Below are 21,298 nucleotides of genomic sequence, written 5' to 3'. Positions count from 1 at the left end.
GCGGTGGCCACCCACGCAAAGAGAAATAAAGCAGAGCAGAAGCGGGTCGCTTCGCTCTTTGTAGTGCCGAGCCATGCTCGGCTCAGGGCCGGCATGCGCTGTACGAGAGGCAGGCGAGGGCACAGCGACGTGCGCATTACGCGGCCTGCAACTGCACATTCACATATTCCGACAGGCCTCGGCAGGCCAGCAGCAGGCCTTCGCGGGCGTCGTCGGGCAGATGCTGCGTGTCGTCCCCGTCCACGCGCACGCGTTCGCTGGCGTGCAGTAGTTCCAGCAGGAAGGTCAGCCCGGCATTGGCGCGGTCGATGCGCGCCATCGCCATGCACTGCGCCTGCGTTCGCCCTTTGCTCGGCCACGGCTGGCCATCTGCCGCTTCCACCTGGCGGATGCGCTGCAGGCAGTCCAGCAGGGTAGGGCCGCCGGGCGCGTTGGCGGCCTGCGTTGCCGTGAGCGTGGTTTCCAGCGCGCGGGCGATGTCATGCGGCAGCTGGTGAGCAGCCTCGCCCAGCGTGGCGAACAGGTACGGGTAGGTGGAAGCGGACATGGCGAGGTCCTCGTGCGGTCGGCAAGGGCCACCCCGCGTGGAGGCGAGGGTGGCAGGCGATGCGTGGCTCCAATACCGGTGATAGACGCTGGAACGCCGCCGGGCACGAGGCCCTCCACGCACCGCCCGCCAAAGACGCACGGACGGATTGCCAGCCGACGCCGCTCAACAAGGAAAAAGCGACGCCGGCTGGCAAGCGTAAACAACGCATCTATCAAACGGGATTGGAGTCCCGTGCCACCCGTTGTCGGTGGCCGCACATGATGTGCACGGGGCCCTTGCGGCTCCAATCAGAATTGCTTGAAACCCGGAAAATCCGGGCGCCCAAGGCAGTTGTCGCCGAAGGAGTCGATAGCGTCAAACAGCGCTGACAGCTTCGCGAAAGCGCCGGTTGCTACCGTGCCGCCGGTGAAATGGAAACGAATGCTTGGTGGCTGCCGTGAGGCGCTGCGCACGATCGATCTGCCGTTGCTGATCGCGTTGTTGATCCTGATGGGCGCAGGCCTGGCGGTGCTGCACAGCGTGAACGGGCCGGTGCACGGGCAGGCGATGCGCTTTGCCGGTGGCCTGGTGGCGATGTGGCTGCTGTCGCGGGTTTCGCTGCTGCGCCTGCGCGCGTGGACGCCGGCGATCTATGCACTGTCGATGCTGCCGTTGATGGCGGTGTACGTGATCGGCACCGGCAAATACGGGCAGCGCTGGCTCAACCTCGGCGTGTTCTACCTGCAGCCTTCGGAACTGCTCAAGCTCAGCCTGCCGTTGATGATGGCCTGGTATCTGCACCGCCAGCCTCTGCCGCCATCGCCGCGCACGGTGCTGACGGCCGCAGTACTGATCGGGGTGCCAGCGCTGCTGATCCTGATGCAACCCAATCTCGGTACCGCCACCCTGGTCACCGCCAGCGGCGTGTTCGCCCTGCTGCTGGCGGGCCTGCAGTGGCGCTGGGTGGCGGCCGGACTGGGCGCGGTGTCGGTGGCTGCGCCGTTGGCCTGGTTCGGGCTGCTGCGGCAATACCAGAAGAATCGCGTGCTGACCTTCCTGGATCCGGCTGCCGATCCGTTGGGCACCGGCTGGAACATCCTGCAGTCGCGCATCGCCATCGGCTCGGGTGGCCTGCAGGGCAGGGGCTGGGGGCACGGCACGCAGGCGACGTTGGATTTCCTGCCCGAGTACACCACCGATTTCGCGTTCTCGGTGCTGGCCGAGGAATTCGGCTGGATTGGCGTGGTGACGGTGTTCGCGCTGTATCTGTTCGTGGTCGGGCGTTGCCTGTCGATCGCGGTGCAGGCACGCGACACGCACGCGCGGTTGTTGGCAGGCAGCCTCGGCCTGGCGTTCTTCGTGTACGTGCTGGTCAACGGCGGGATGATTTCCGGCTTGCTGCCGGTGGTGGGCATTCCGATGCCGTTGATCAGTTATGGCGGCACCTCGGCGGTGTCGTTGCTGGCGGGGATCGGGCTGGTGATGGCGGTGCGGGGGCATCGGCCGGTGCACGCGTAGGTTTCCAGCCAACGGCGCAGCCCCTCGTGGGTGGGGGCGGGTGGGTCGTGGAAAGCTGGATTGCTGAGGGCTGGCCGGGCGGGTGGATAGTGCGGGGACGCCGTGAACCCATCCCTGGGGGCTTGGCCGCGGCATCCATGCCGCGGACACCCCGCACTACCCACCCGCCCGGCCAACCCTGGATGAATCGCTTGGCGCCCACCCACGAGGGGCTGCGCCGTTCGCCGACCTTCGCCGCCGATGCGCGCATGAATCTGCGCAAGCGCATTTCTGTAATCGTTCCCACAACGCCGCACAGCAGCATCGCCGCTGACGAAGTTCCATTAAAAGTGGGCGCCAATTCACATTTTGACGCCGCGTTGATCCTGATCAATGGACTTGTCGCAATCGGCCTGCACAATGGCGGCCCGTTCGGCATGGCGCGCCGTCTTTGATGCAGCGCGAGGGGCGTCGGATGGGAAAGCAGTACTGATCCAACGGGTACAGGGAGCGCGGAGTACTGCCACTGGGGAGCGGCAGCCGCGCAGGTACCGACCGGGTCCGGCGGCCGGTTGCGTCTGCGGGGATGGGGACGCAACCGGCAACCTCTGCCTGAATGGGGCAGGTCAATCACAACGTCTTCACATTTCGCACTGAACGCGTGCAAATCGTTGTGATTCATGGTGTTAGGGGTTTTAATTCATCCATGACCTGCTAATCTGCGGTGATGATTCGACGTTCTCTGGCCTGCATGCTCACCCTCGGCCTGGTCGCCTGCGCGACCCAGCCGACGTCCCCACCGACTTCGCCACAGGCCAGCAGTACGCCGCGCCACCCGGCGGCCAAGCCCCACGGCCCGGCCGAGGCCGCGCCGGAAGCGACCGCGGCCACGGCAGCACCGGTCGATCTCACCCCGGTGCCGTTCGAAACCGCGCGCGCCAGATTCATTGCCGACACTGCCAAGCGCTACGGCCTCAAGCCCGACGAGATCCGCAACGTGCTCGACCAGGCGCAGGTGCGCCAGCCGATCATCGCCGCCATGTCGCGGCCGGCCGAACGGGTCAAGCCGTGGAACGAATACCGGCCGATGTTCATCAGCAAGGCACGCATCGATGGCGGCAAGGCGTTTCTTGCCCAGCATCGCGCCGAACTGGACCGTGTGCAGCAGCGCACCGGCGTACCGGCGGAAGTGATCGTGGCGATCATCGGCGTGGAAACCAGCTACGGCAAGAATGCCGGCAGCCATCGCGTGCTCGATGCGCTGTACACCCTGGCCTTCTATTACCCGCGCAGTGGCGACCCGGCCAAGCTGGAGCGCGAAGTGCGCCGCGAGCTGTTCTTCCGCGATGAACTGGCCAAGCTGTTCGAGCTGGGCCGCGAGGAAAAGCTGGACATCACCACGCTCAAGGGCAGCTACGCCGGTGCGATGGGCATGGGCCAGTTCATGCCCTCCAGCTATCTGGATTACGCTGTGGACGGCAACGGCGATGGTCGCCGTGACCTGTTCACCAGCTACGACGACGTGTTCTCGTCCATCGCCAACTACTTCGTGAAGAAGGGCGGCTGGGTGCGCGGCGGCCAGGTTGCCGTGCCGGCCACGCTCGCCGCCGGCCGCGAGGAGTTCAACCCGACCGAGTGGATGCCCACCTGGTCGCTGGCCGACCTGGCCCAGCGCGGCTACCAGCCCAGCGCGGCGGTGCAGCCCGGTGCCACCGCCACCCCGATCACCCTTGAAGGCAGCACCGGCAAGCAGTACTGGCTGGGCTTCCAGAACTACTACGCAATCACCCGCTACAACCTCTCGAAGATGTACGCGATGGCCGTGTTCCAGTTGTCGCAGGCCATTGCCGGACAGGAGCTGCCCCCGGCATGAACATCAGATGGCTGGTCCCTGGATTGATCGTCCTCGCGCTGGCCGCCTGCAGCAGCGCGCCGAAAAAGCCGGCGACCGCCGGCCACGGTGGCAAGCCGTCCGGCACGGTGGTGCAGGGCAAGGATGGGCGTCCGGCGCATTGTCCGGAGGGCTCGCCGTACGCGGCGGCCACCGAGGACCTGTCCACCCGTGGCAACTACACCGCCGGTGGCCTGTACAAGCCCGGCGTGAAAGACACCACGCCCAGTTACGTGCCCAACGTGGCCTGTATTCCCGAGCCGGTGGTGACCAATGAGGATCGCTCGGCGATCGGCAACAAGTCGCCCTACGTCGTGCTGGGCAAGCAGTACAAGGTGCTCGACGACACCCGCAACTACGTTGAACGCGGCACCGCTTCGTACTACGGCGCCAAGTTCCATGGCCGCCTGACCTCCAACCGCGAGGTCTACGACATGTACCAGTTCACCGCTGCGCACAAGACCCTGCCGCTGCCCAGCTTCGCCCGCGTGACCAACCTGGACAACGGCGAATCGGTGATCGTGCGCGTCAATGATCGTGGCCCGTTCCACGATGGCCGCGTGGTCGATCTCAGTTACGCCGCCGCTGTGCGCCTGGGCATCACCCAGCGCGGTACCGGCAACGTGGAAGTGCGCGCGCTGCAGCCGGGCGAAGGCAACCTGATGGCGCAGAAGCCCTCGCGCCGCGAACGCCGTGCTGCGGAAGCGGCTGCGGCCACCGCTGCCGTCGCCAGCGCGCGCCCTGTACCCGCCGCACGCGCAGTTGCCGACAGTGACATCGATCGCCTGGTCAAGCGCCTGCCGGCCGACGCCGCTCCCGAGCGCGGCCAGCCGGCTACCACCCAGGCCGCTGTCAGCACGATGCCGGAAGTGGCGGTCAGCAGCCTGCCGCCCAGTGCACCCGCGTCGCGTCCGGCAGCGCCGGTCGTGGCCACCGCCATGCCGCGCAGCCCGGCCCCGGCCAGCAGCCCCAGCTTGTCGCAGAAGGTGGTGGGCGCGGTGATGCTGCAGGTCGCCAGCTTCTCCAACCGCGACAACGCCAACCGGGCGATGGGCCAGCTCAACGCTGCCGGCATCGTCGGTGCCACCATCAGCGACATCGCTGCCGGTGGTCGTACCCTGTGGCGCCTGCGGGTACCCGCCAGCGACCATGCCAGCGCGGCGGAACTTGCCGGGCGCATCTCGGGTCTGGGCTTTGGCTCGCCACAGATCGTCAAGGACTGATTCCGCCCGGGCCGGTGCTGCCGGCCCTTGCCACCTCGGCCTTACAATGGCCACCTCGCCCCATCCTTCATTTTCCGGCCGTCCCCTGGAGCCTGCTGTCCCATGAATTTCCGTTCCGCCGCCACTGCCCTGGCCGCCACCCTGGTGGTGGGCCTGGCCTCCGCCCAGACGCCGCTGCCGACCCCGGCCACCCCGGCGCCTGCCGCCGCTGCTGCCCCCGCCACCGTGGCCACGCCGCCGGCGCCTGCACCCAGCGTTTCCAAGGCCTGGGTGCTGATGGACTACGCCACCGGCCAGGTGCTGGCAGGCGAGAACATCAACGAACAGCTGGCCCCGGCCAGCATCACCAAGGTGATGACGTCGTACGTGATCGCCGCCGAGGTCAAGAACGGCAAGGTCCGTCCCGATGACCAGGTGATGATGAGCGAACGCGCCTGGCGCGAAGGTGGCGCCGGCACCGACGGCAGCTACAGCGGCTTCCCGGTCAACCAGACCGCACGCCTGGAAGACATGGAAAAGGGCATGGCGATCCAGTCCGGCAATGACGCCGCGATCGCCCTGGCCGAGCACGTGGCCGGCAGCGAAGAAGCCTTCGCTTCGCTGATGAACAGCTACGCCGCCAAGATCGGCATGAAGAACTCGCACTTCGTGAACGCCCACGGCCTGACCGCCCCGGGCCATCACAGCAGCGCCTACGACCTGGCCCTGTTGGGCCGCGCGATGGTGCGCGACTACCCGGAAACCTACGCGTACAACAAGATCAAGGAATTCCAGGTCGGCACCATCAAGCAGCCCAACCGCAACCTGCTGTTGTGGCGCGATGGCAGCGTGGACGGCATCAAGACCGGCCACACCTCCGAGGCCGGCTACTGCCTGATGAGCTCGGCCCAGCGCGGTGACCAGCGCCTGGTCGCGGTGGTGCTGGGTGGCGCGTCGGAAAAGCAGCGCGCCGATGACAGCCTGGCCCTGTTGAACTGGGGCTTCCGCTTCTTCGAGACCCACCGCCTGTACGAGCCGGGCAAGGCCGTGGCCGAGCACAAGGTATGGAAGGGCACCACCGACAAGGTGCAGCTGGGCGTGGCGCAGCCGATGCTGGTCAGCGTGCCGCGCGGTCGCTACAACGACCTGAAGCCGAGCATCGACGTGCCCAAGACCCTGGAAGCGCCGTTCACCGCTGGCCAGCAGATCGGCACCGTCAAGGTCACCCTGGATGGCAAGCTGGTGGCCGAAGCGCCGCTGGTGGCTGTGGCCGCCGTCGAGCAGGCCGGCTTCTTCAAGCGCCTGTGGGACAGCTTCTGGATGTGGTGGGAATCGGAATGATCCGCAGCCTGCTGCGGTGAATGGAAAAGGCCGGCGAATGCCGGCCTTTTTCGTGGGATCCCGCCGGGCATGGCCCGGCGCTACCGGCGATCGGGTAGCGCCGGGCCATGCCCGGCGGACGCAGCCCCTCGCTTACAGCGAGCGGCTGATGGTGAAGCTGCCGAACACCGGGGCTTCGCGCTGGCCATTGAACTCGCGGGTGCTGTGGTAGCGGGCTACCGCGAACTTCCAGCGGCCGCGCATCACTGCCACGCCGTAACCGCCGTAGGCGACCACGTGGCGCTTGTCCACGCTGTGGCTGTTGCGGAACGTGTTGCCGTCCAGGGTGATATCGCGGATCACCCACGCCGCATCGGTGGTGGCGAACATGTGCCACGACCAGCCACTGGGCTTGCCCCCCCGGGTCGGCGCGGTGTTCTCGCCGGCCGGGCGCAGCGGGGTGCTGCCGAAGTCGTCGGGCAGCTTCCAGCCGAAACGCACTTCGCCGCCGACGTTGGCCTTGGTTTCCAGGTTGCCGATCGAGCCGCCGTAGTGGCTGATCGCATCCCAGCCCCAGCCATCGGCATTGATGCTGGCATCGCCCGGCCAGCGGCGCATGCGCTCGTGGGTCAGCATGAACACCGGTTCGTTGTGCAGCTGGTTGTCCCAGCCCTGGAACTTCTCATCCCCCAGCACGTCGTGCACCGCGTTCTGCACCTGCCGGCCCTGCGCCCACGGGCCCACCACGCCCAGGGTCAGCTGGGTGGTCTGCAGGTGGTCGCCGCTGCGTGCGTTGTAGCCGAAGCTGGCCACCAGCACGCCCGCATACGGGCGGTCGTCTTCGATCAGGTCCTTCCGGGTGAAATCGGTGGGGGTGAAGATGCCCTGGGCCAGGCTGAAGATCATGTTCTGCTGTTCGAACCTGCCCGGGTGCAGTGCCTCCAGGTGGCTGTTCACCCAGCGCGCCAGGCGCGGCAGGCACGGGTCGTCGGTGTAATCGACCAGGTTGGGCGAGACCAGGGTCAGCTGGGCGCCGTTGGTATAGCCCTGGTCCTGGTGGCGGCCGCCGAACAGGTCGTTGTCGACGCGGAAATTGACCTGCGGCGGATGCTCGCGCATCGCGTCCGGGCCGCATTGCTCGGCTGCGTAGGCGGAAAGGGGGAGGGCGGTGGCCAGCAGGCCGGACAATCCAAAGGATGCGAGGTGGCGCATGGATGGGATGATCATCGGGAAGGGGGCTTTTGTCTGTCGTTTTATGCAACGACACGGTACTCCCGGCGCTGTGATGGAACGAGCGCGCTGGGATCACTTGTCTGTTCCGAAAACAACATTGTCTGATCGATACAATCGGTTACCGCAGGTGAAGCCGCAGCGATGGGGCAGGGGCCCTCGGAGGTGGGTCCAAGCCTGAATGGATGTTCAGCTGCAACGCAGCGGCCCGCCCGCAGGGCCGCCGGCTTACATGAATACTCTTGGGTTTGTTGCCCTGCGGCCCGATAATGGGCGCATGGAAATCAAGTCCGACAACCCCGAACACGGCTTCCAGTTCCCCGGTCAGTTCGAGCTCAGCGCGATGGGCCCGGCCAACCGCGGCCTGGAGCATGAACTCCCCCGCCTGCTGCTGGCTGCTGGCGTTGACGTGGTGAACGAGCGCATCAGCTGGAAGCATTCGTCCAACGGCAAGTACGTCTCGGTGCGCCTGGTCTTCCGGGCCGAGAGCCGCGAACAGTACGACGTGGCCCACCAGGCCCTGCGCGACCACCCGGAAGTGAAGTGGACGGTGTAGCCGTCAGCTGTCCCGCCGAAGCGGCCGCCCCCGAGGCGCGTCCGCCGCGCCCGGCAGTGGTGCGCGACCTGGGGCGCCAGGCCTACGAGCCGGTCTGGCACGCCATGCAGCGTTTCACCGACCAGCGCGACGACGACACGCTGGACGAGCTGTGGGTGGTCGAGCACGATCCAGTGTTCACCCTGGGCCAGGCCGGCAAGGTCGAACACGTGCTGGCGCCGGGTGAGATCCCGGTGGTCCACGTCGATCGCGGCGGCCAGGTGACCTACCACGGCCCCGGCCAGATCGTGATCTACCCGCTGCTGCGCCTGCCGCGGCTGGGCATCGGTGTGCGCGACTACGTATGCCGCATCGAGCAGGCCATCATCGACACCCTGGCGGAATGGAACATCGGTGCCGAACGGCTTGACGGCGCCCCGGGCGTCTACGTCGGCGGCGCCAAGATCGCCGCGCTCGGCATCCGCGTGCGGCGCGGCTGCACCTTCCACGGCCTGGCCTTCAACGTGGCCATGGACCTCGATCCTTTCCACCGCATCAACCCCTGTGGTTATGAGGGGTTGCAGGTGACCACGGTGCTAGACTTGGGCGGTCCGTCCGGGATGGACGCCGTCAAGCCGGTGCTGCTGGACCACCTGGCCCGCCAGTTCGGCCTGCTGCTGCAGCCCGTGCCTGAACTGCCTGATCTCTCTGCGGCCGCCTGACCGCCCCCGGAAACGCCATGACTGAAACCACTGCCCGCACCATTCCCCTGCAGATCGTGCAGGCCGAGCTTCCGTCCACCGCGCCGTTGCAGGCCGGGGTCAAGCAGATGGGTGGGGACAAGATCAACCGTTCGCCGGTGCAGTTCGCCGACGTGCCGGTGCTGCGCAAGCCCTCCTGGATCCGCGTGCGCATTCCTTCGGGCAATGCCGTGCAGAACCTGAAAGCCAAGCTGCGCGAGAACCGCCTGGTGACCGTGTGCGAGGAAGCCAGCTGCCCGAACATCCACGAATGCTTCGGCCACGGCACCGCCACCTTCATGATCCTGGGCGAGGTCTGCACCCGCCGCTGCTCGTTCTGCGACGTGGCTCACGGCCGGCCGAAGCCGCCCGATGCCAACGAGCCGGCCAGCCTGGGCCAGACCGTGGCCGATATGGGCCTGAAGTACGTGGTGGTGACCAGCGTCGACCGCGATGACCTGCGCGACGGCGGTGCCCAGCACTTCGTCGACTGCATCACCGCCATCCGCGAGAAGTCGCCGGGCACCCGCATCGAAGTGCTGACCCCGGATTTCCGCGGCAAGGGCCGCATGGAGCGCGCGCTGGAGATCCTCGCGCAGAACCCGCCGGACGTGTTCAACCACAACATCGAAACCGTGCCGGACCTGTACCGCAACGTGCGCCCGGGCGCCGATTACCAGTGGTCGCTGAACCTGCTGAAGAACTTCAAGGCGCAGCACCCTGACGTGCCGACCAAGTCGGGCATCATGCTGGGCCTGGGCGAAGACTTCGAACAGATCAAGGCCACCATGCGCGACCTGCGTGCGCACAATGTGGACATGATCACCATCGGCCAGTACCTGCAGCCGACCGCGCACCATCACCCGGTGCTGAAGTACTGGACCCCGGACGACTACAAGGCGCTGGAAGTCTACGGTTACGAGCTGGGCTTCAGCCACGTGGCCTCTGGCCCGATGGTGCGCTCGTCGTATCACGCCGACGTACAGGCCAAGGGCGCCGGCGTCCAGTAAGGCGGTTGCCGCCGGGCATGGCCCGGCGCTACCCCGTGCGCGCGGTGTCGGTAGCGCCGGGCCATGCCCGGCGAGCGCAGCGGCGGCCTTTGCCTGCATTCACAATTTGCTACACCGGCCCCGCTAGGCTGGTTTTCCACCGGAAGTGGGCGGGTGACAAACCCGGCAACTTTCGGCACTGTCGTGGTGTCTGAACACCCTGCAGTCTCCCCCTTGGCAAGGCGCCTTCGAGCACGTCAATGAAATTCAAAGCCCCCGCATTCCTGATGGCCTTGGCGCTGGTCGCGCCGTTGGCGCTGGCGGCCAAGGCCGACTCGCCGGCATTGCCGGCGGCGGCTACCGCCGATCAGGTGACCACCTCCAAGCTGGTGTACGGCCTGTTGTCCGACAGCCGCTACGCTTACCGTCCGCGTGCGCTCGATGAAGCCACCTCCAAGGATGTGTTCAAGCGCTACCTGGAGACGCTGGACGGCGGCAAGCAGTACTTCACCCAGGCCGACATCACCCGCTTCGCGCCGTTCCAGGCCGGCATTGCCAATGCCATCCGCGGCGGCGAGCTGGAGCCGGCCTTCCAGGTGTTCGCGGTCTACAAGCAGCGCGTCGGCGAGCGCGTGGCCTATGCGCGCAAGCTGCTGAAGCAGGAACCGGATTTCACCACCGACGAGCGCTTCGAGTACGACCGCAAGGACGTGCCGTGGGCAGCGTCCAACGCCGAGCTCGACGAGCTGTGGCGCAAGTCGGTGAAGAATGACTGGCTGCGCCTGAAGCTGGCCGGCAAGAAGTCCGATGACATCCGCAAGACGCTGGACAAGCGTTACGCCACCCTGGAAAAGTCGGTCAACGAGCTGAAGGGTGAAGACACTTTCCAGTTCTTCATGAACGCCTACACCAGCGCGGTTGATCCGCACACCGATTACTTCACTCCGCGCACCGCCGAGAACTTCAACCAGGCGATGTCGCTGTCGCTGGAAGGCATCGGCGCGCAGCTGCAGCGCCAGGACGACGTGGTGGTGATCCGCGAGATCATCGCCGGTGGCCCGGCGGCCGTGGATGGCACGCTGAAGCCGGGTGACCGCATCGTCGGCGTCGGCCAGGGCACGTCCGGGCTGGTGGAAGATGTGATCGGCTGGCGCATCGATGATGTCGTAGCCAAGATCCGTGGCGCCAAGGACACCCAGGTGAAGCTGGAGTTCATTCCGGCCGAAGCGGGCGTCGACGGCAAGCACCACACCTTGGTGCTGACCCGGCAGAAGGTGCGCCTGGCCGAACAGGCCGCCAAGGGCGAGACCATGACCATTCCGGCCGTCAATGGCGAGCCGGCACGCAAGGTCGGCGTGATCAAGCTGCCGACGTTCTACCAGGACTTCGAAGGCCGTCGTCGCAACGCCACCGATTACGCGTCGGCCACCCGCGACGTGGCCAAGCTGCTGGCCGGTTTCAAGGCCGACAAGCTGGACGGCGTGGTGCTGGACCTGCGCAACAACGGTGGCGGTTCGCTGGATGAAGCCATCGAGCTGACCGGTCTGTTCATCGAGCAGGGTCCGGTGGTGCAGGTGCGCGAATCCGGTGGCCGAGTCACCGTCAACAGCGACCGCAACCAGGGCGTGGCATGGGACGGTCCGCTGGCCGTGCTGATCAACCGTGGTTCGGCCTCGGCATCGGAGATCTTTGCCGGTGCCATCCAGGACTACGGCCGCGGCCTGGTCATCGGTGAAACCAGCTTCGGCAAGGGCACGGTGCAGAACATCGTCGACCTCGACCGTTGGCCGAGCGGCGAAGCCCAGCGCTTTGGCCAGGTCAAGCTGACCATCGCCCAGTTCTTCCGCATCAGCGGCAGCAGCACCCAGCACAAGGGTGTGGTGCCGGATCTGGCGTTCCCGGCCAGCGTCGATGCCACCGAGTTCGGCGAGAGCACCTACGACAATGCCCTGCCGTGGACCCGCATCGCCGCGGTGCCGCACACCCAGTACGGCAACTTCGCGCCGCTGCTGCCCAAGCTGGAAACGCGCCATGACGCGCGCATCGCCACCGACAAGGAATTCCAGTGGTGGAACGAGGATGTGGAGCAGTTCCGTGCCGAAGCGGCGAAGAAGTATGTTTCGTTGAATGAAGCCACGCGGCGCGCCGAGCGCGAGCGCCAGGATACCCAGCGCAAGCAGCGCCAGATCGTGCGCAAGGAACTGGGCCTGGCCCTGGATCCGCTGGCCGATGACAGCAGCGACGACGGCCTGACCGGCAACGAGCGCGACATCGTCAAGGATGCCGCCCGCGAGAAGGCCGCCGAGAAGCGTCCGGATCCGTTGCTGCGTGAATCGGCCTCGATCCTGGCCGACGCGGTGAACCTGCTGGAGGCCGACCGTCCGCTGTCGGCGCAGGTGCTGCCGCAGTCCACCGCCGCAGGCCGCTGGGCCGACTGATTGACCGAAAAAGGGGACGGAGGGATCAAGTCGTTAGTGGCACAAACGACGTGGTCCTTCCGTCCCCTTTTTGCATGAACCGGGTACAACGGTGGAGGACGAGCCCGCTGGTTTCGACCCGGCGCACACGTGCAGGGGGCTACCCTCACCGATACCGTCTTCGCAGGAGTACCCATGCGGGCCTCCCTTCTTTCTGCTTCCCTGCTGGCAGCCACCAGTGCCCTGACATTGACCGCCTGTGGCGGTCGTGCCGCCGACAGCAGCCTGTTGCGGGAGTCCTTCGACTCCGGCGACACCTTCTCGCGCACCGTCGATGGCCGACCGGCCGAAGCCTGCGAAGCAGCCCGGCGCACCCTGCTCAGCCAGGGCTATGCCATCGCACGCTCGGACGATGCGCAGGTGGAAGGCAACAAGAACTTCCAGCCGCGCGAGGATGACCATGAACAGCTGGTGCTGCGTATCTCGTGCGCGCCGCGTGGCAGCCAGGCGTTGGTGTTCGTCAGCGCCGTGCAGGACCGCTATGCACTGAAGAAGAGCCCGACCTCGGCCAGCGTGGGCGTCGGCGCGCTGGGCTCGGTGTCGCTGCCGTTCGGCAGCAATGACGACTCGCTGGTGAAAGTTGCCAGCAGCACCATCACCGATGCCGAGTTCTATCGGCGCTTCTTCCAGCGCCTGCAGCAGTACCTGCCAGCGGCAGCGAAGCCAGAGCCGCAGCCGCAACCGGCCGCGTCGCCGCAGCCTCCTGCCGGGCCTGAACCCGAACCAGCGCCGGCAGCAACGGACCAGGGCTGAGCGTGCGCGGCAGGGTGATGGCGTGGGCCCTGCTGCTGAGCTGGCCCCTGAGCACGCTGGCCGCTACGGCCGAGTGCAGCCAAGGCCTGCTGCAGCGGCTGGGATGGCGCTTTGAAACCGCAGCGATCACCACGCCACAGGTGCAGGGTGGGCCGGTGTGTACGCGTGCCTCGCTGGCCGAGGCGCAGGCGGCTGGTGATCTGCGCGTGCGTTGGCCGGCAGCGCTGGCCGAGGCCGACCGGCAGGCCCTGTTGCAGCAGTTGCTGGATGACCCGGCCACGGTCTGCGCCTACGCCTTCGAACTGGGCGCTGCCGTGCAACGCGCTACGCAGGCACTGCAGGACAATGAATCCTTCCGCTTCACCGGTGTGCAGCTGGGTTGGATCGGCTTTGGCGCACGCGGCGCCCCGGCACAGGGATGGCAGCGGGTGCGCAGCTTCGGCCGGGGCTATGTGCCGGCCACCAGCAACAGCCGCGCACTGGACGCCTTCTATACGGGCCACGTGCGCGCCGAGTGCGGTGTCGGCCGCCAGGTCGCGCAGCTGGCCACGCAGCGCGAACTGTACGGCGATACGGCCTTCGATGCGGAATTCGCGCCCGCCGAACTGTCCATCGGCACGTTCCTTGGCCTGCACGACACCGACAGCATCCTGCTGGGCGCGCAGGCCGGCCAGTTCATGGCCGACGGCAAGGCCGTGCGCACGGCGGCGATGGGGCGGCAGGCCTTTGCCGGGCTGCCGGGCTTCATCGAACACGTCTTCGACAAAAGCACGCTGGACGATCTGAGCAACCAGGCGGAGAATTTCGTGGTGGTGGAGGTGGGCGAAGGCGCGGCGCAGGCACTGGCGGAGCACGGTGGCCTGGCCTGGTATGACCAGCGCAACCGTGCCCTGTGGCAGCTGGCGCAGGGCATTCCGCGTGTCGGCCAACGCTATTTCGAGCGGTTGCTGTACGAACGCGATCCAGCGCTGCGTGCGCAGCTGGCCCCGCGCTATCGTGACGTCGTGCAGCAGATGGACCAGTTGCTGGACGATCCGTTCTACCAGCAGTTCGTGATCTACGCGCACCCACGCGGTATACGTCCTGTCGGCTACCACATCATCCGCCTGCTCGACCGGAATCCGCGCACGCCGTTTTCCATCGACCTGGCGTTGCACAATCTGCATACCACGCTCTACCGGCGTTGGCGCGAGGCGCAGTTGCGCCACTGCGCAGCCACCGGCAGGCCAGGCAGCCTGACCCTAGACCCCAACTGAAGGTGAAACAATGGATATTGCAATGATCGGCCTCGGCCGGATGGGCGCCAACATGGCCCAGCGCCTGCACCGCGGTGGCCACCGCGTGGTCGGCTACGACCCGGGCGAGGGCGCCCGCCAGCGCGCCGCCGAGGCCGGCCTGGAGGTGGTTGATTCGCTGGCCGCAGCAGTGGCCGCGCTGCCGGTGCCGCGCGTGGTGTGGCTGATGGTGCCCGCCGGCGAGACCGTGGACCAGACGCTGGGCCAGTTGACCCCGCACCTGGCCGAAGGTGACATCGTCATCGACGGTGGCAACTCCAACTACCAGGACTCGATCCGTCGCGCCAAGGCGCTGGCCGAAGATGACCTGGGCTACGTGGACTGTGGCACCAGCGGCGGCGTGTGGGGCCTGCAGGAAGGCTACAGCCTGATGGTGGGTGGCGATGCAGCGGTGGTCGAACAGATCGCACCGCTGCTGCGCACGCTGGCACCGGCCGAGGACCGCGGCTGGGCGCGCGTCGGCCCTTCCGGCGCAGGCCACTTCACCAAGATGGTCCACAACGGCATCGAGTACGGAATGATGCAGGCCTACGCCGAAGGCTTCGCGTTGATGGAGCGCAAGCAGGAGATGGAACTGGACCTGGCCCAGGTGGCCGAGGTCTGGCGCCACGGCAGCGTGGTACGTTCGTGGCTGCTGGACCTCAGCACCGAAGCACTCAAGCGCAATCCCTCGCTGGATGGCATTGCACCATACGTGGAAGATTCCGGTGAAGGCCGCTGGACCGTCGCCGAAGCGATCGCGCTGGACGTACCTGCCCCGGTGATCACCCTGTCGCTGCTCGAACGCCTGCGTTCGCGCGAATCCAATTCGTTCACCGACCGCCTGCTGTCGGCGATGCGCAACGAATTCGGCGGCCACGCCATCAAGAAGTCGTAAGCACTGGTTTTATGTAGATCCACGCATAGCGTGGATCTACTGTGTCGACCAAGGTCGACACCCACCCAGAGCAGGCCATGCCGTGTCGACCAAGGTCGACACCCACCAAGAGCAGCGGACAACTGTCGAAGGCGGGGTGGGTCCGGTTGCGGGGGTGTCCGCGGCATGGATGCCGCGGCCAAGCCTCCAGGGATGGATTCACGGCGTCCCCCGCAATCGGGCCCACCCCGCCATCCCACGCATAGCCCGCTTCTGCTGTTGCTGTTGCTGTTGCTGTTGCCGGCCAGCGGCCGGCACTACCGCTTCGGCGGGTACAGGGCGCAGCCCTGCCGATCACCCCACCTGCACCCGCCGCCCTTCGCGCGCGCTGTCCGTCCCCGCCTGCAGCAGCCGCATCACCTGCAGCGCCTGCAGCGCGCTGACCGTCGGCTCGCCCTCACCCTGCATCGCCGCCGCGAAGTCGGCATACAGGCGCCGGTAGTCGCCCGGCAGGTTGTCCACGGTGCTGCGCTGGATGTTGTCTTCCGCGTCGCAGTGCAGCAGTTCGCCGTGGCGCGGGTCGATACCCCATCCCGGCGCACCTGGAGCGATGCCGCGACGCAGCTGCGCTTCCTGCACGTCCAGGCCCTGCTTGATCCAGCTGGCGCGCGTGCCATGCACGGAAAAACGGGGGGCGGGCGCGGCGACCAGTGAACCGGCATGCACGATCGCGCGATGGCGCGGGTAGTGCAGTACGGCGTGGAAATAGTCGATGCCGCTGCCGCCTTCGCGCTGCACCGCAAGGTCCGCATCGATCGCCTGCGGACAGCCGAACAGCACCAGCATCTGGTCCAGCAGGTGCGGCCCCAGGTCGTACCACAGGCCGCTGCCCGGCCCGTCCTGCTCGCGCCAGCGTTCGCGCACCTGCGGACGATAGCGGTCGAAATGTGCGTGGCATTCGGCGATGTCACCGAGCGTGCCGTCGGCAAGCAGCGCCTGCAGGGTCAGGAAGTCCGCATCGAAACGCCGGTTCTGGAACACGGTGGCGATGCGTGCAGCGTCCCGCGCTGCGGCCAGCACCTGTTCGGCTTCGCGCACGCTCACCGCGAACGGTTTGTCCACCAGCACATGCTTGCCGGCGGCCAGCGCGGCGATGGCCAACGGTGCGTGCTGTTCGTTCGGCGTGGCGATGACCACCGCATCCACTGCAGGGTCATCGAAGACCTCCTGCGCGGTAGCGCGTACGTGGACATCGGTGAAGGTGCGCAGCAGCGTATCGCGCTGCGAACTGACGACGCTGTGCAGGGCCAGCCCCGGCGTGTGCTGGATCAGCGGGGCGTGGAAGACGCGGCCGGCAAGGCCGTAGCCGATCAGGGCCAGTTGCAGCTCAGGGCGCATGGGAGGACTCCGCGCAGATCGTGAAGTGCAGGACAGGAACCTCAGGGTAAACGAGATGACTACGCGCCCGGAAGCTGAACCATTCCCGCTGCGGCTGCGCCCATTCACGTGAGCGTGACCGCAGCGCTACGCCTGCACTACAAGCACTTGGCGACACTGGGCACACCAACCAGTAGGAGAACCAAACGATGAGCACCACGACCCGTACGCTGTTGGCTTCCGCCCTCACCCTGGGCCTGGCGCTGTCCTCCTCGGCCGCATTCGCCCAGGACGCTGCAGCGAAGAGCCCGCCGAAAACCGATCATTCGGCGATGACCCATGCAGACCGCCATGATTCCAACGAGCCGGTCACCGACAGCTGGATCACCACCAAGGTCAAGGCCGATCTGCTCGCCAGCAGCAATGTGCCGGGTACCGAAGTAAAGGTGGAGACGGTCAATGGCGTGGTCAGCCTGAGTGGCACCGTTGCCACCAAGGCCGAGCATGACAAGGCCATCGCCACCGCCAAGGGCATCAAGGGCGTGACCCGCGTTGATGCCGCTGCACTGAAGGTCAGCGCCGCCAAGCGTTGATCGGCGCCGCAGGTTGTCGACAGGGCGCTCCCGCGGGGGCGCCCTGTTTTGTGCTGTGGCGCCTGCTCGATACGTGCTGGTGGGCGCCCCGCCGAATGACCCATTGCCCCAGAGATTTGACCGGCTGCGCTATATTGCCGGTTCCGCCGTGGCCGGTCCTGCCCGGATCGCACTCCCCGGCTGAGCTGACGAGGAACTATGGCGCTGGTTTTCAGTGATGACATATGGGATCGCTGGCGAATGCCTGCTCTGGCACTGGCAGCGGCAGCCATCATCGTGGTCCCGTGGTTGACCCTGCGCAAACTGCAGCAGGACAACGAACTGGCCATGGGCTGGGTGACCCATACCCAACAGGTGACCGTAGCCCTGCAGCAGCTGCAGACCGACGTGCGCGACATCGAGTCGGCGGCGTTGACGTTGTCCAAAGGCGTGGACGCGCCGGGCCTGCGCGAGCGCATGGCCAAGGCCAACGACATTCCCGAGCGCCTGGCCGAACTGGGCCGGATGACCCGCGACAATCCCGACCAGCTGATCCGCATCGGCCGTATCCAGTCGATGCTGGAAGGCCGGCTGGGGGTAGCGCGTGAGCTGGCGAAGTCCGAGCCGAACAGCGACCAGCGCGAGCTGGTGCAGGACCTGAGTACGCGCTACCCGATCCGCGGCCTGGTGGAAGAGCTGCAGGCCAGTGAGGAAGCGCTGCTGGCCCAGCGCGCCGCCCAGGCGGAGCGACAGAAGCGGCAGACCAACTTCGTATCGTGGAGCTCGCTGCTGGTGCAGCTGGCGCTGCTCGGCCTGGTGCTGTGGCTGCTGCAACGCCAGATCGGCCGCCGCCTGCAGGCAGAGCGGCAGTCGCAGCGCGCGGCCGCACGCGCGGCGTCGGTGCTGCAGACCGTGCGCGAACCGATCGTGCTGCTGGATCGCGAGCTGCGCGTGCAGCTGCACAATCCCGCGTTCTCGGAGTTGTACGGGCTGCAGGATGAGCGCGCCGACGGCCTGCTGCTGGAAGACGTAGGCGACGGTGCATGGCGTGACCCGGTGGTGCGCCAGCGTCTGGCCGACGTGTTGCTGCGCGGCCGCGAACTGTGGGATTTCGAACACGAACAACGCACCGTTGACGGCATGTCCCGTTACATGCTGCTCAACGCACGGCGCATGCCGCTGCCTGACACCGACGATGAAGTGGTGCTGCTGACCGTCAGCGATGTGACCGTGCAGCGTGCGGTGCAGACACGTGTTGAAGAACTGAACCGGCAGCTGGAGGGCAAGGTTGCCCAGGTCTCGGAGGTCAACCGCGAACTGGAAGCGTTCAGCTACTCGGTGTCGCACGACCTGCGCGCGCCGCTGCGCCATGTCGCCGGGTTCTCGGACAAGCTGTCGCGCCATCTGGGCGAGGCTGCCGACGAGAAGAGCCAGCACTACCTGGGGGTGATCTCCGGTTCAGCGCGGCGCATGGCCACGTTGATCGACGACCTGCTGGTCTATTCGCGCCTCGGCCGCGTGGCGATGCGCCAGCAGACCGTGGACATGCAGTCGCTGGTGGCCGATACGCGCGCGATGCTCGACGCGAACGTGCAGAGCGAAGCCGAGAGCAGTGGCCACGCCCATCAGGTGGAGTGGAGCATCGCACCGCTGCCGATCGTGGTGGGCGACGAAAACATGCTGCGCCAGGTCTGGCTGAACCTGCTGGGCAACGCGGTGAAGTATTCAGCCAACCGCGAGCCGGCCAAGGTCCGTGTGGACTACCAGCAGCAGCCCGATGGCGGTCATCAGTTCACGGTCAGCGACAATGGTGCAGGCTTTGACATGGCCTACGCCGGCAAGCTGTTCGGTGTATTCCAGCGCCTGCACAAGGCCAGCGACTATCCCGGCACCGGTATCGGCCTGGCCAGCGTTCGCAGGGTGCTGACCCGCCATGGCGGCCGCATCTGGGCCGAAGCCGCACCGGATGCCGGCGCCACCTTCCACTTCTATCTTCCCCCCGTGCTCGACGCGGACAAACAGGGCCCCATCGCATGACGACGCTGCGCACCATCCTCCTGGCCGAAGACAGCCCGGCCGACGCCGAAATGGCGATCGATGCGCTGCAGGAAGCGCGCCTGGCCAATCCCATCGTGCACGTCGAAGATGGCGTGGAAGTGATGGATTACCTGCTGCGCCGTGGCGCCTTCGCCAGCCGCGAAGACGGCCTGCCGGCGGTGCTGCTGCTGGACATCAAGATGCCGCGCATGGATGGCCTGGAAGTGCTGCGGCAGATCCGTGAACACGATGAGTTGAAGCGGTTGCCGGTGGTGATCCTGTCCTCCTCGCGCGAGGAGAGCGACCTGGCCCGCAGCTGGGACATGGGCGTGAACGCGTACGTGGTCAAGCCGGTGGACGTGGACCAGTTCTTCGGCGCGGTGCAGACCCTGGGCAAGTTCTGGGCACTGATCAACCAGGCTCCGGAGATCGAGTAGGCCCATGCCCCTGACCGGTCCCGCGCTCGGCGCATTGCGCATCCTGCTGGTGGAAGATTCCCCGGAGGATGCCGAGCTGATGTCCGAACAGATGCTCGATGCAGGCCTTGAGGCCACCTTCGAGCGTGTCGAGAGCGCGGACGACCTGCGCCATGCGCTGGCGCGCTTCCAGCCGGACATCGTGCTGTCCGACCTGAGCATGCCCGGTTTCTCCGGCGACGACGCGCTGCGCATCGTGCGCGATGCGTTGCCGGAGGTACCTTTCATCTTCGTCTCCGGCACCATGGGCGAGGAGAATGCGGTGGCGGCCCTGCAGAAGGGAGCCAACGACTACATCATCAAGCACCAGCCGGCGCGCCTGCCGTCGGCCGTTGCGCGCGCGGTGCGTGAGGCACGCAGCGCCATCGAGCGCTCGCGGGTGGAAACCGAGCTGATGCGCGCGCAACGGCTGGAAAGCCTGTCGTTGCTGGCCGCCGGGCTCAGCCACGATCTGCGCAACATCCTGCAGCCGCTGCTGATCATGCCGGACCTGCTGAAGGCGCGTACCGAAGATCCGCAGCTGCACCACCTGGCCGACGTGATCGCCGAGTGCGGTCGCCGTGGCCATGAGATGGCCGAATCGATGCTGTCGTTCGTGCGCGGCTCGCGCAAGGCCAGCGAACGCATCCACATCGATGACCTGTTCCAGGCCGTGGCGCTGCTGTTGCGCAGCAACGTGCCCGATGGCGTCCGCCTGGACCTGGTGGTCGAGGATGAGGGGCTGGTGGTCGATGCCAACTACACCGAGTTGCAGCAGGTGTTGTTGAACCTGGCGCTCAACGCGATCCAGGCGATGCCCCAGGGTGGCAACCTGAGCCTGACCGCCAGCCATGGTGGCCAGCGCGATGGCGAGGACTGGCTGCGCATCGCAGTGGTCGATGAAGGCACCGGCATGGATGCGGACACGTTGTCGCACCTGTTCAATCCGTTCTTCACCACCAAGGCCGATGGCACCGGGCTGGGCCTGATTTCCTGCAAGCGCATCGTTGAAGGTGCCGGGGGCAGCATCCACGTCGACAGCCAGCTGGGGCGGGGCACCTGCTTCGAGCTGCGCTTGCCGATGCATGCCAGCGCCGAGGGCGGCGAACCGATCGAACAGCTGGTGGCACTGGGCAGTGGCCAGTCGATCCTGGTGGTCGATGGTGAAGCCACCCGCCTGTCGCTGCTGGGCAATGCACTGTCCAGTCAGGGTTATCAGCTGCAGTTGGCCTCCGATGGCCCGGCTGCGCTGCGCTGGATGCAGCAGGAGGCGATGCCGGCGCTGGTGATTGCCGATGCCGGCTCCAAGCTGTTGTCGGCCAGCCAGCTGCTGGGCGAAATGGCCACGCTCGGCTACCGCGGCCCGGCGCTGGTGCTGGAAGACGCTGCCGGGGAGATGCCGGAAGATGTGTTCCCCGCTGGCATCGAGGTGCACCTGCTGCGCAAGCCGCTGCAGATGCAGCAGGTCTTCCGCGCGGTGGCCGACGCGCTGGGCTGAAACAGGGGTAGTGCCGGCCGCTGGCCGGCATCTGCGTGTGGTCGG

General features: G+C 66.8%; 19 protein-coding genes. 16 read left to right on the top strand and 3 right to left on the bottom strand.

Going from position 1 to position 21,298, the window contains the following annotated elements; genetic code table 11:
- Nucleotides 1–136: 136 nt before the first annotated feature.
- Entirely contained in the window at nucleotides 137–547 is a 411-nt protein-coding gene (locus LMF57_RS17095) for a hypothetical protein (RefSeq protein ID WP_229290274.1), read from the bottom strand.
- Between the two features lie 423 nt (nucleotides 548–970).
- Here LMF57_RS17095 and rodA point away from each other — a divergent pair, with 423 nt between their 5' ends.
- The 5 genes from rodA to LMF57_RS17070 all read left to right on the top strand — a co-directional run bounded on the left by rodA (nucleotide 971) and on the right by LMF57_RS17070 (nucleotide 6,460).
- On the top strand, nucleotides 971–2,047 hold the full coding sequence (rodA, locus tag LMF57_RS17090; protein ID WP_208082558.1) for a rod shape-determining protein RodA: 1,077 nt from the start codon (nucleotides 971–973) through the stop codon (nucleotides 2,045–2,047).
- A gap of 191 nt (nucleotides 2,048–2,238) precedes the next feature.
- Nucleotides 2,239–2,481, top strand: coding sequence for a hypothetical protein (locus LMF57_RS17085; protein ID WP_229290273.1), 243 nt, complete (start codon nucleotides 2,239–2,241; stop codon nucleotides 2,479–2,481).
- A 272-nt stretch (nucleotides 2,482–2,753) separates the two neighbouring features.
- Complete coding sequence (gene mltB / locus LMF57_RS17080; protein ID WP_117311408.1) at nucleotides 2,754–3,899, top strand: lytic murein transglycosylase B; 1,146 nt, start codon at nucleotides 2,754–2,756, stop codon at nucleotides 3,897–3,899.
- Entirely contained in the window at nucleotides 3,896–5,140 is a 1,245-nt protein-coding gene (locus LMF57_RS17075; protein WP_117311407.1) for a septal ring lytic transglycosylase RlpA family protein, read from the top strand. Before mltB ends, LMF57_RS17075 begins: the two co-directional genes overlap by 4 nt.
- Before the next feature lie 102 nt (nucleotides 5,141–5,242).
- A complete protein-coding gene (locus LMF57_RS17070) occupies nucleotides 5,243–6,460 on the top strand; it encodes a D-alanyl-D-alanine carboxypeptidase family protein (RefSeq protein WP_032975369.1) in 1,218 nt (405 codons plus the stop codon).
- Between the two features lie 132 nt (nucleotides 6,461–6,592).
- Here LMF57_RS17070 and LMF57_RS17065 read toward each other — a convergent pair whose 3' ends face one another.
- Entirely contained in the window at nucleotides 6,593–7,666 is a 1,074-nt protein-coding gene (locus LMF57_RS17065) for a lipid A deacylase LpxR family protein (protein WP_080149824.1), read from the bottom strand.
- A gap of 280 nt (nucleotides 7,667–7,946) precedes the next feature.
- Here LMF57_RS17065 and LMF57_RS17060 point away from each other — a divergent pair, with 280 nt between their 5' ends.
- The 7 genes from LMF57_RS17060 (at nucleotide 7,947) to gnd (ending at nucleotide 15,335) form a co-directional block, all read left to right on the top strand.
- Nucleotides 7,947–8,225, top strand: a complete 279-nt coding sequence (locus LMF57_RS17060; protein WP_117311406.1) for a YbeD family protein — start codon at nucleotides 7,947–7,949, stop codon at nucleotides 8,223–8,225.
- Nucleotides 8,226–8,281: 56 nt separating this feature from the next.
- Nucleotides 8,282–8,926 (top strand): lipoyl(octanoyl) transferase LipB, encoded by a 645-nt coding sequence (lipB, locus tag LMF57_RS17055; protein WP_223483263.1) that lies wholly within the window; start codon nucleotides 8,282–8,284, stop codon nucleotides 8,924–8,926.
- A gap of 17 nt (nucleotides 8,927–8,943) precedes the next feature.
- Nucleotides 8,944–9,954 (top strand): lipoyl synthase, encoded by a 1,011-nt coding sequence (gene lipA, locus LMF57_RS17050; RefSeq protein ID WP_059065144.1) that lies wholly within the window; start codon nucleotides 8,944–8,946, stop codon nucleotides 9,952–9,954.
- Between the two features lie 239 nt (nucleotides 9,955–10,193).
- A complete protein-coding gene (locus LMF57_RS17045) occupies nucleotides 10,194–12,371 on the top strand; it encodes a carboxy terminal-processing peptidase (RefSeq protein ID WP_117311404.1) in 2,178 nt (725 codons plus the stop codon).
- Nucleotides 12,372–12,545: 174 nt separating this feature from the next.
- Nucleotides 12,546–13,163, top strand: a complete 618-nt coding sequence (locus LMF57_RS17040) for a DUF2242 domain-containing protein (RefSeq protein ID WP_208081952.1) — start codon at nucleotides 12,546–12,548, stop codon at nucleotides 13,161–13,163.
- A gap of 17 nt (nucleotides 13,164–13,180) precedes the next feature.
- Complete coding sequence (locus LMF57_RS17035; protein WP_229290272.1) at nucleotides 13,181–14,419, top strand: hypothetical protein; 1,239 nt, start codon at nucleotides 13,181–13,183, stop codon at nucleotides 14,417–14,419.
- Nucleotides 14,420–14,429: 10 nt separating this feature from the next.
- Nucleotides 14,430–15,335 carry a phosphogluconate dehydrogenase (NAD(+)-dependent, decarboxylating) gene (gene gnd / locus LMF57_RS17030; protein WP_025878699.1) on the top strand — a complete coding sequence of 302 codons (906 nt, stop codon included), beginning with the start codon at nucleotides 14,430–14,432 and terminating at the stop codon, nucleotides 15,333–15,335.
- A 333-nt stretch (nucleotides 15,336–15,668) separates the two neighbouring features.
- On the opposite strand, the gene LMF57_RS17025 is transcribed toward gnd, so the two are convergent.
- Nucleotides 15,669–16,712: an oxidoreductase gene (locus LMF57_RS17025; protein ID WP_229290271.1), complete on the bottom strand. Its 1,044-nt coding sequence runs from the start codon at nucleotides 16,710–16,712 to the stop codon at nucleotides 15,669–15,671.
- Between the two features lie 188 nt (nucleotides 16,713–16,900).
- On the opposite strand from LMF57_RS17025, the gene LMF57_RS17020 reads away from it, so the two are divergent.
- From LMF57_RS17020 to LMF57_RS17005, 4 genes are all read left to right on the top strand, one after another.
- On the top strand, nucleotides 16,901–17,284 hold the full coding sequence (locus LMF57_RS17020; protein ID WP_025878697.1) for a BON domain-containing protein: 384 nt from the start codon (nucleotides 16,901–16,903) through the stop codon (nucleotides 17,282–17,284).
- A 198-nt stretch (nucleotides 17,285–17,482) separates the two neighbouring features.
- A complete protein-coding gene (locus LMF57_RS17015; protein WP_117311400.1) occupies nucleotides 17,483–19,300 on the top strand; it encodes an ATP-binding protein in 1,818 nt (605 codons plus the stop codon).
- The gene (locus tag LMF57_RS17010) at nucleotides 19,297–19,737 is read left to right on the top strand and encodes a response regulator (protein ID WP_208081819.1); all 441 of its coding nucleotides are present in this window, start codon (nucleotides 19,297–19,299) and stop codon (nucleotides 19,735–19,737) included. Before LMF57_RS17015 ends, LMF57_RS17010 begins: the two co-directional genes overlap by 4 nt.
- Before the next feature lie 4 nt (nucleotides 19,738–19,741).
- Nucleotides 19,742–21,253: a hybrid sensor histidine kinase/response regulator gene (locus LMF57_RS17005; RefSeq protein ID WP_032975381.1), complete on the top strand. Its 1,512-nt coding sequence runs from the start codon at nucleotides 19,742–19,744 to the stop codon at nucleotides 21,251–21,253.
- Nucleotides 21,254–21,298 lie beyond the last annotated feature (45 nt).

The sequence above is a fragment of the Stenotrophomonas sp. SI-NJAU-1 genome (assembly GCF_020883215.1).
In the GTDB taxonomy this organism is placed as follows: Bacteria; Pseudomonadota; Gammaproteobacteria; order Xanthomonadales; family Xanthomonadaceae; genus Stenotrophomonas; species Stenotrophomonas indicatrix.
The sequence above is the reverse complement of the archived record's forward strand: the minus strand, read 5'-3'. Positions and strand labels throughout refer to the sequence as shown.

Coding starts and splice junctions, on each gene's coding strand:
- LMF57_RS17035 (WP_229290272.1), top strand. CDS start 13,181: ATGGCGTGGGCCCTGCTGCTGAGCTGGCCCCTGAGCACGCTGGCCGCT.
- LMF57_RS17065 (WP_080149824.1), bottom strand. CDS start 7,666: ATGATCATCCCATCCATGCGCCACCTCGCATCCTTTGGATTGTCCGGC.
- rodA (WP_208082558.1), top strand. CDS start 971: ATGCTTGGTGGCTGCCGTGAGGCGCTGCGCACGATCGATCTGCCGTTG.
- gnd (WP_025878699.1), top strand. CDS start 14,430: ATGGATATTGCAATGATCGGCCTCGGCCGGATGGGCGCCAACATGGCC.
- mltB (WP_117311408.1), top strand. CDS start 2,754: ATGATTCGACGTTCTCTGGCCTGCATGCTCACCCTCGGCCTGGTCGCC.
- LMF57_RS17075 (WP_117311407.1), top strand. CDS start 3,896: ATGAACATCAGATGGCTGGTCCCTGGATTGATCGTCCTCGCGCTGGCC.
- LMF57_RS17040 (WP_208081952.1), top strand. CDS start 12,546: ATGCGGGCCTCCCTTCTTTCTGCTTCCCTGCTGGCAGCCACCAGTGCC.
- LMF57_RS17010 (WP_208081819.1), top strand. CDS start 19,297: ATGACGACGCTGCGCACCATCCTCCTGGCCGAAGACAGCCCGGCCGAC.
- LMF57_RS17025 (WP_229290271.1), bottom strand. CDS start 16,712: ATGCGCCCTGAGCTGCAACTGGCCCTGATCGGCTACGGCCTTGCCGGC.
- LMF57_RS17045 (WP_117311404.1), top strand. CDS start 10,194: ATGAAATTCAAAGCCCCCGCATTCCTGATGGCCTTGGCGCTGGTCGCG.
- LMF57_RS17095 (WP_229290274.1), bottom strand. CDS start 547: ATGTCCGCTTCCACCTACCCGTACCTGTTCGCCACGCTGGGCGAGGCT.
- LMF57_RS17060 (WP_117311406.1), top strand. CDS start 7,947: ATGGAAATCAAGTCCGACAACCCCGAACACGGCTTCCAGTTCCCCGGT.
- LMF57_RS17020 (WP_025878697.1), top strand. CDS start 16,901: ATGAGCACCACGACCCGTACGCTGTTGGCTTCCGCCCTCACCCTGGGC.
- LMF57_RS17015 (WP_117311400.1), top strand. CDS start 17,483: ATGGCGCTGGTTTTCAGTGATGACATATGGGATCGCTGGCGAATGCCT.
- lipA (WP_059065144.1), top strand. CDS start 8,944: ATGACTGAAACCACTGCCCGCACCATTCCCCTGCAGATCGTGCAGGCC.
- LMF57_RS17070 (WP_032975369.1), top strand. CDS start 5,243: ATGAATTTCCGTTCCGCCGCCACTGCCCTGGCCGCCACCCTGGTGGTG.
- LMF57_RS17005 (WP_032975381.1), top strand. CDS start 19,742: ATGCCCCTGACCGGTCCCGCGCTCGGCGCATTGCGCATCCTGCTGGTG.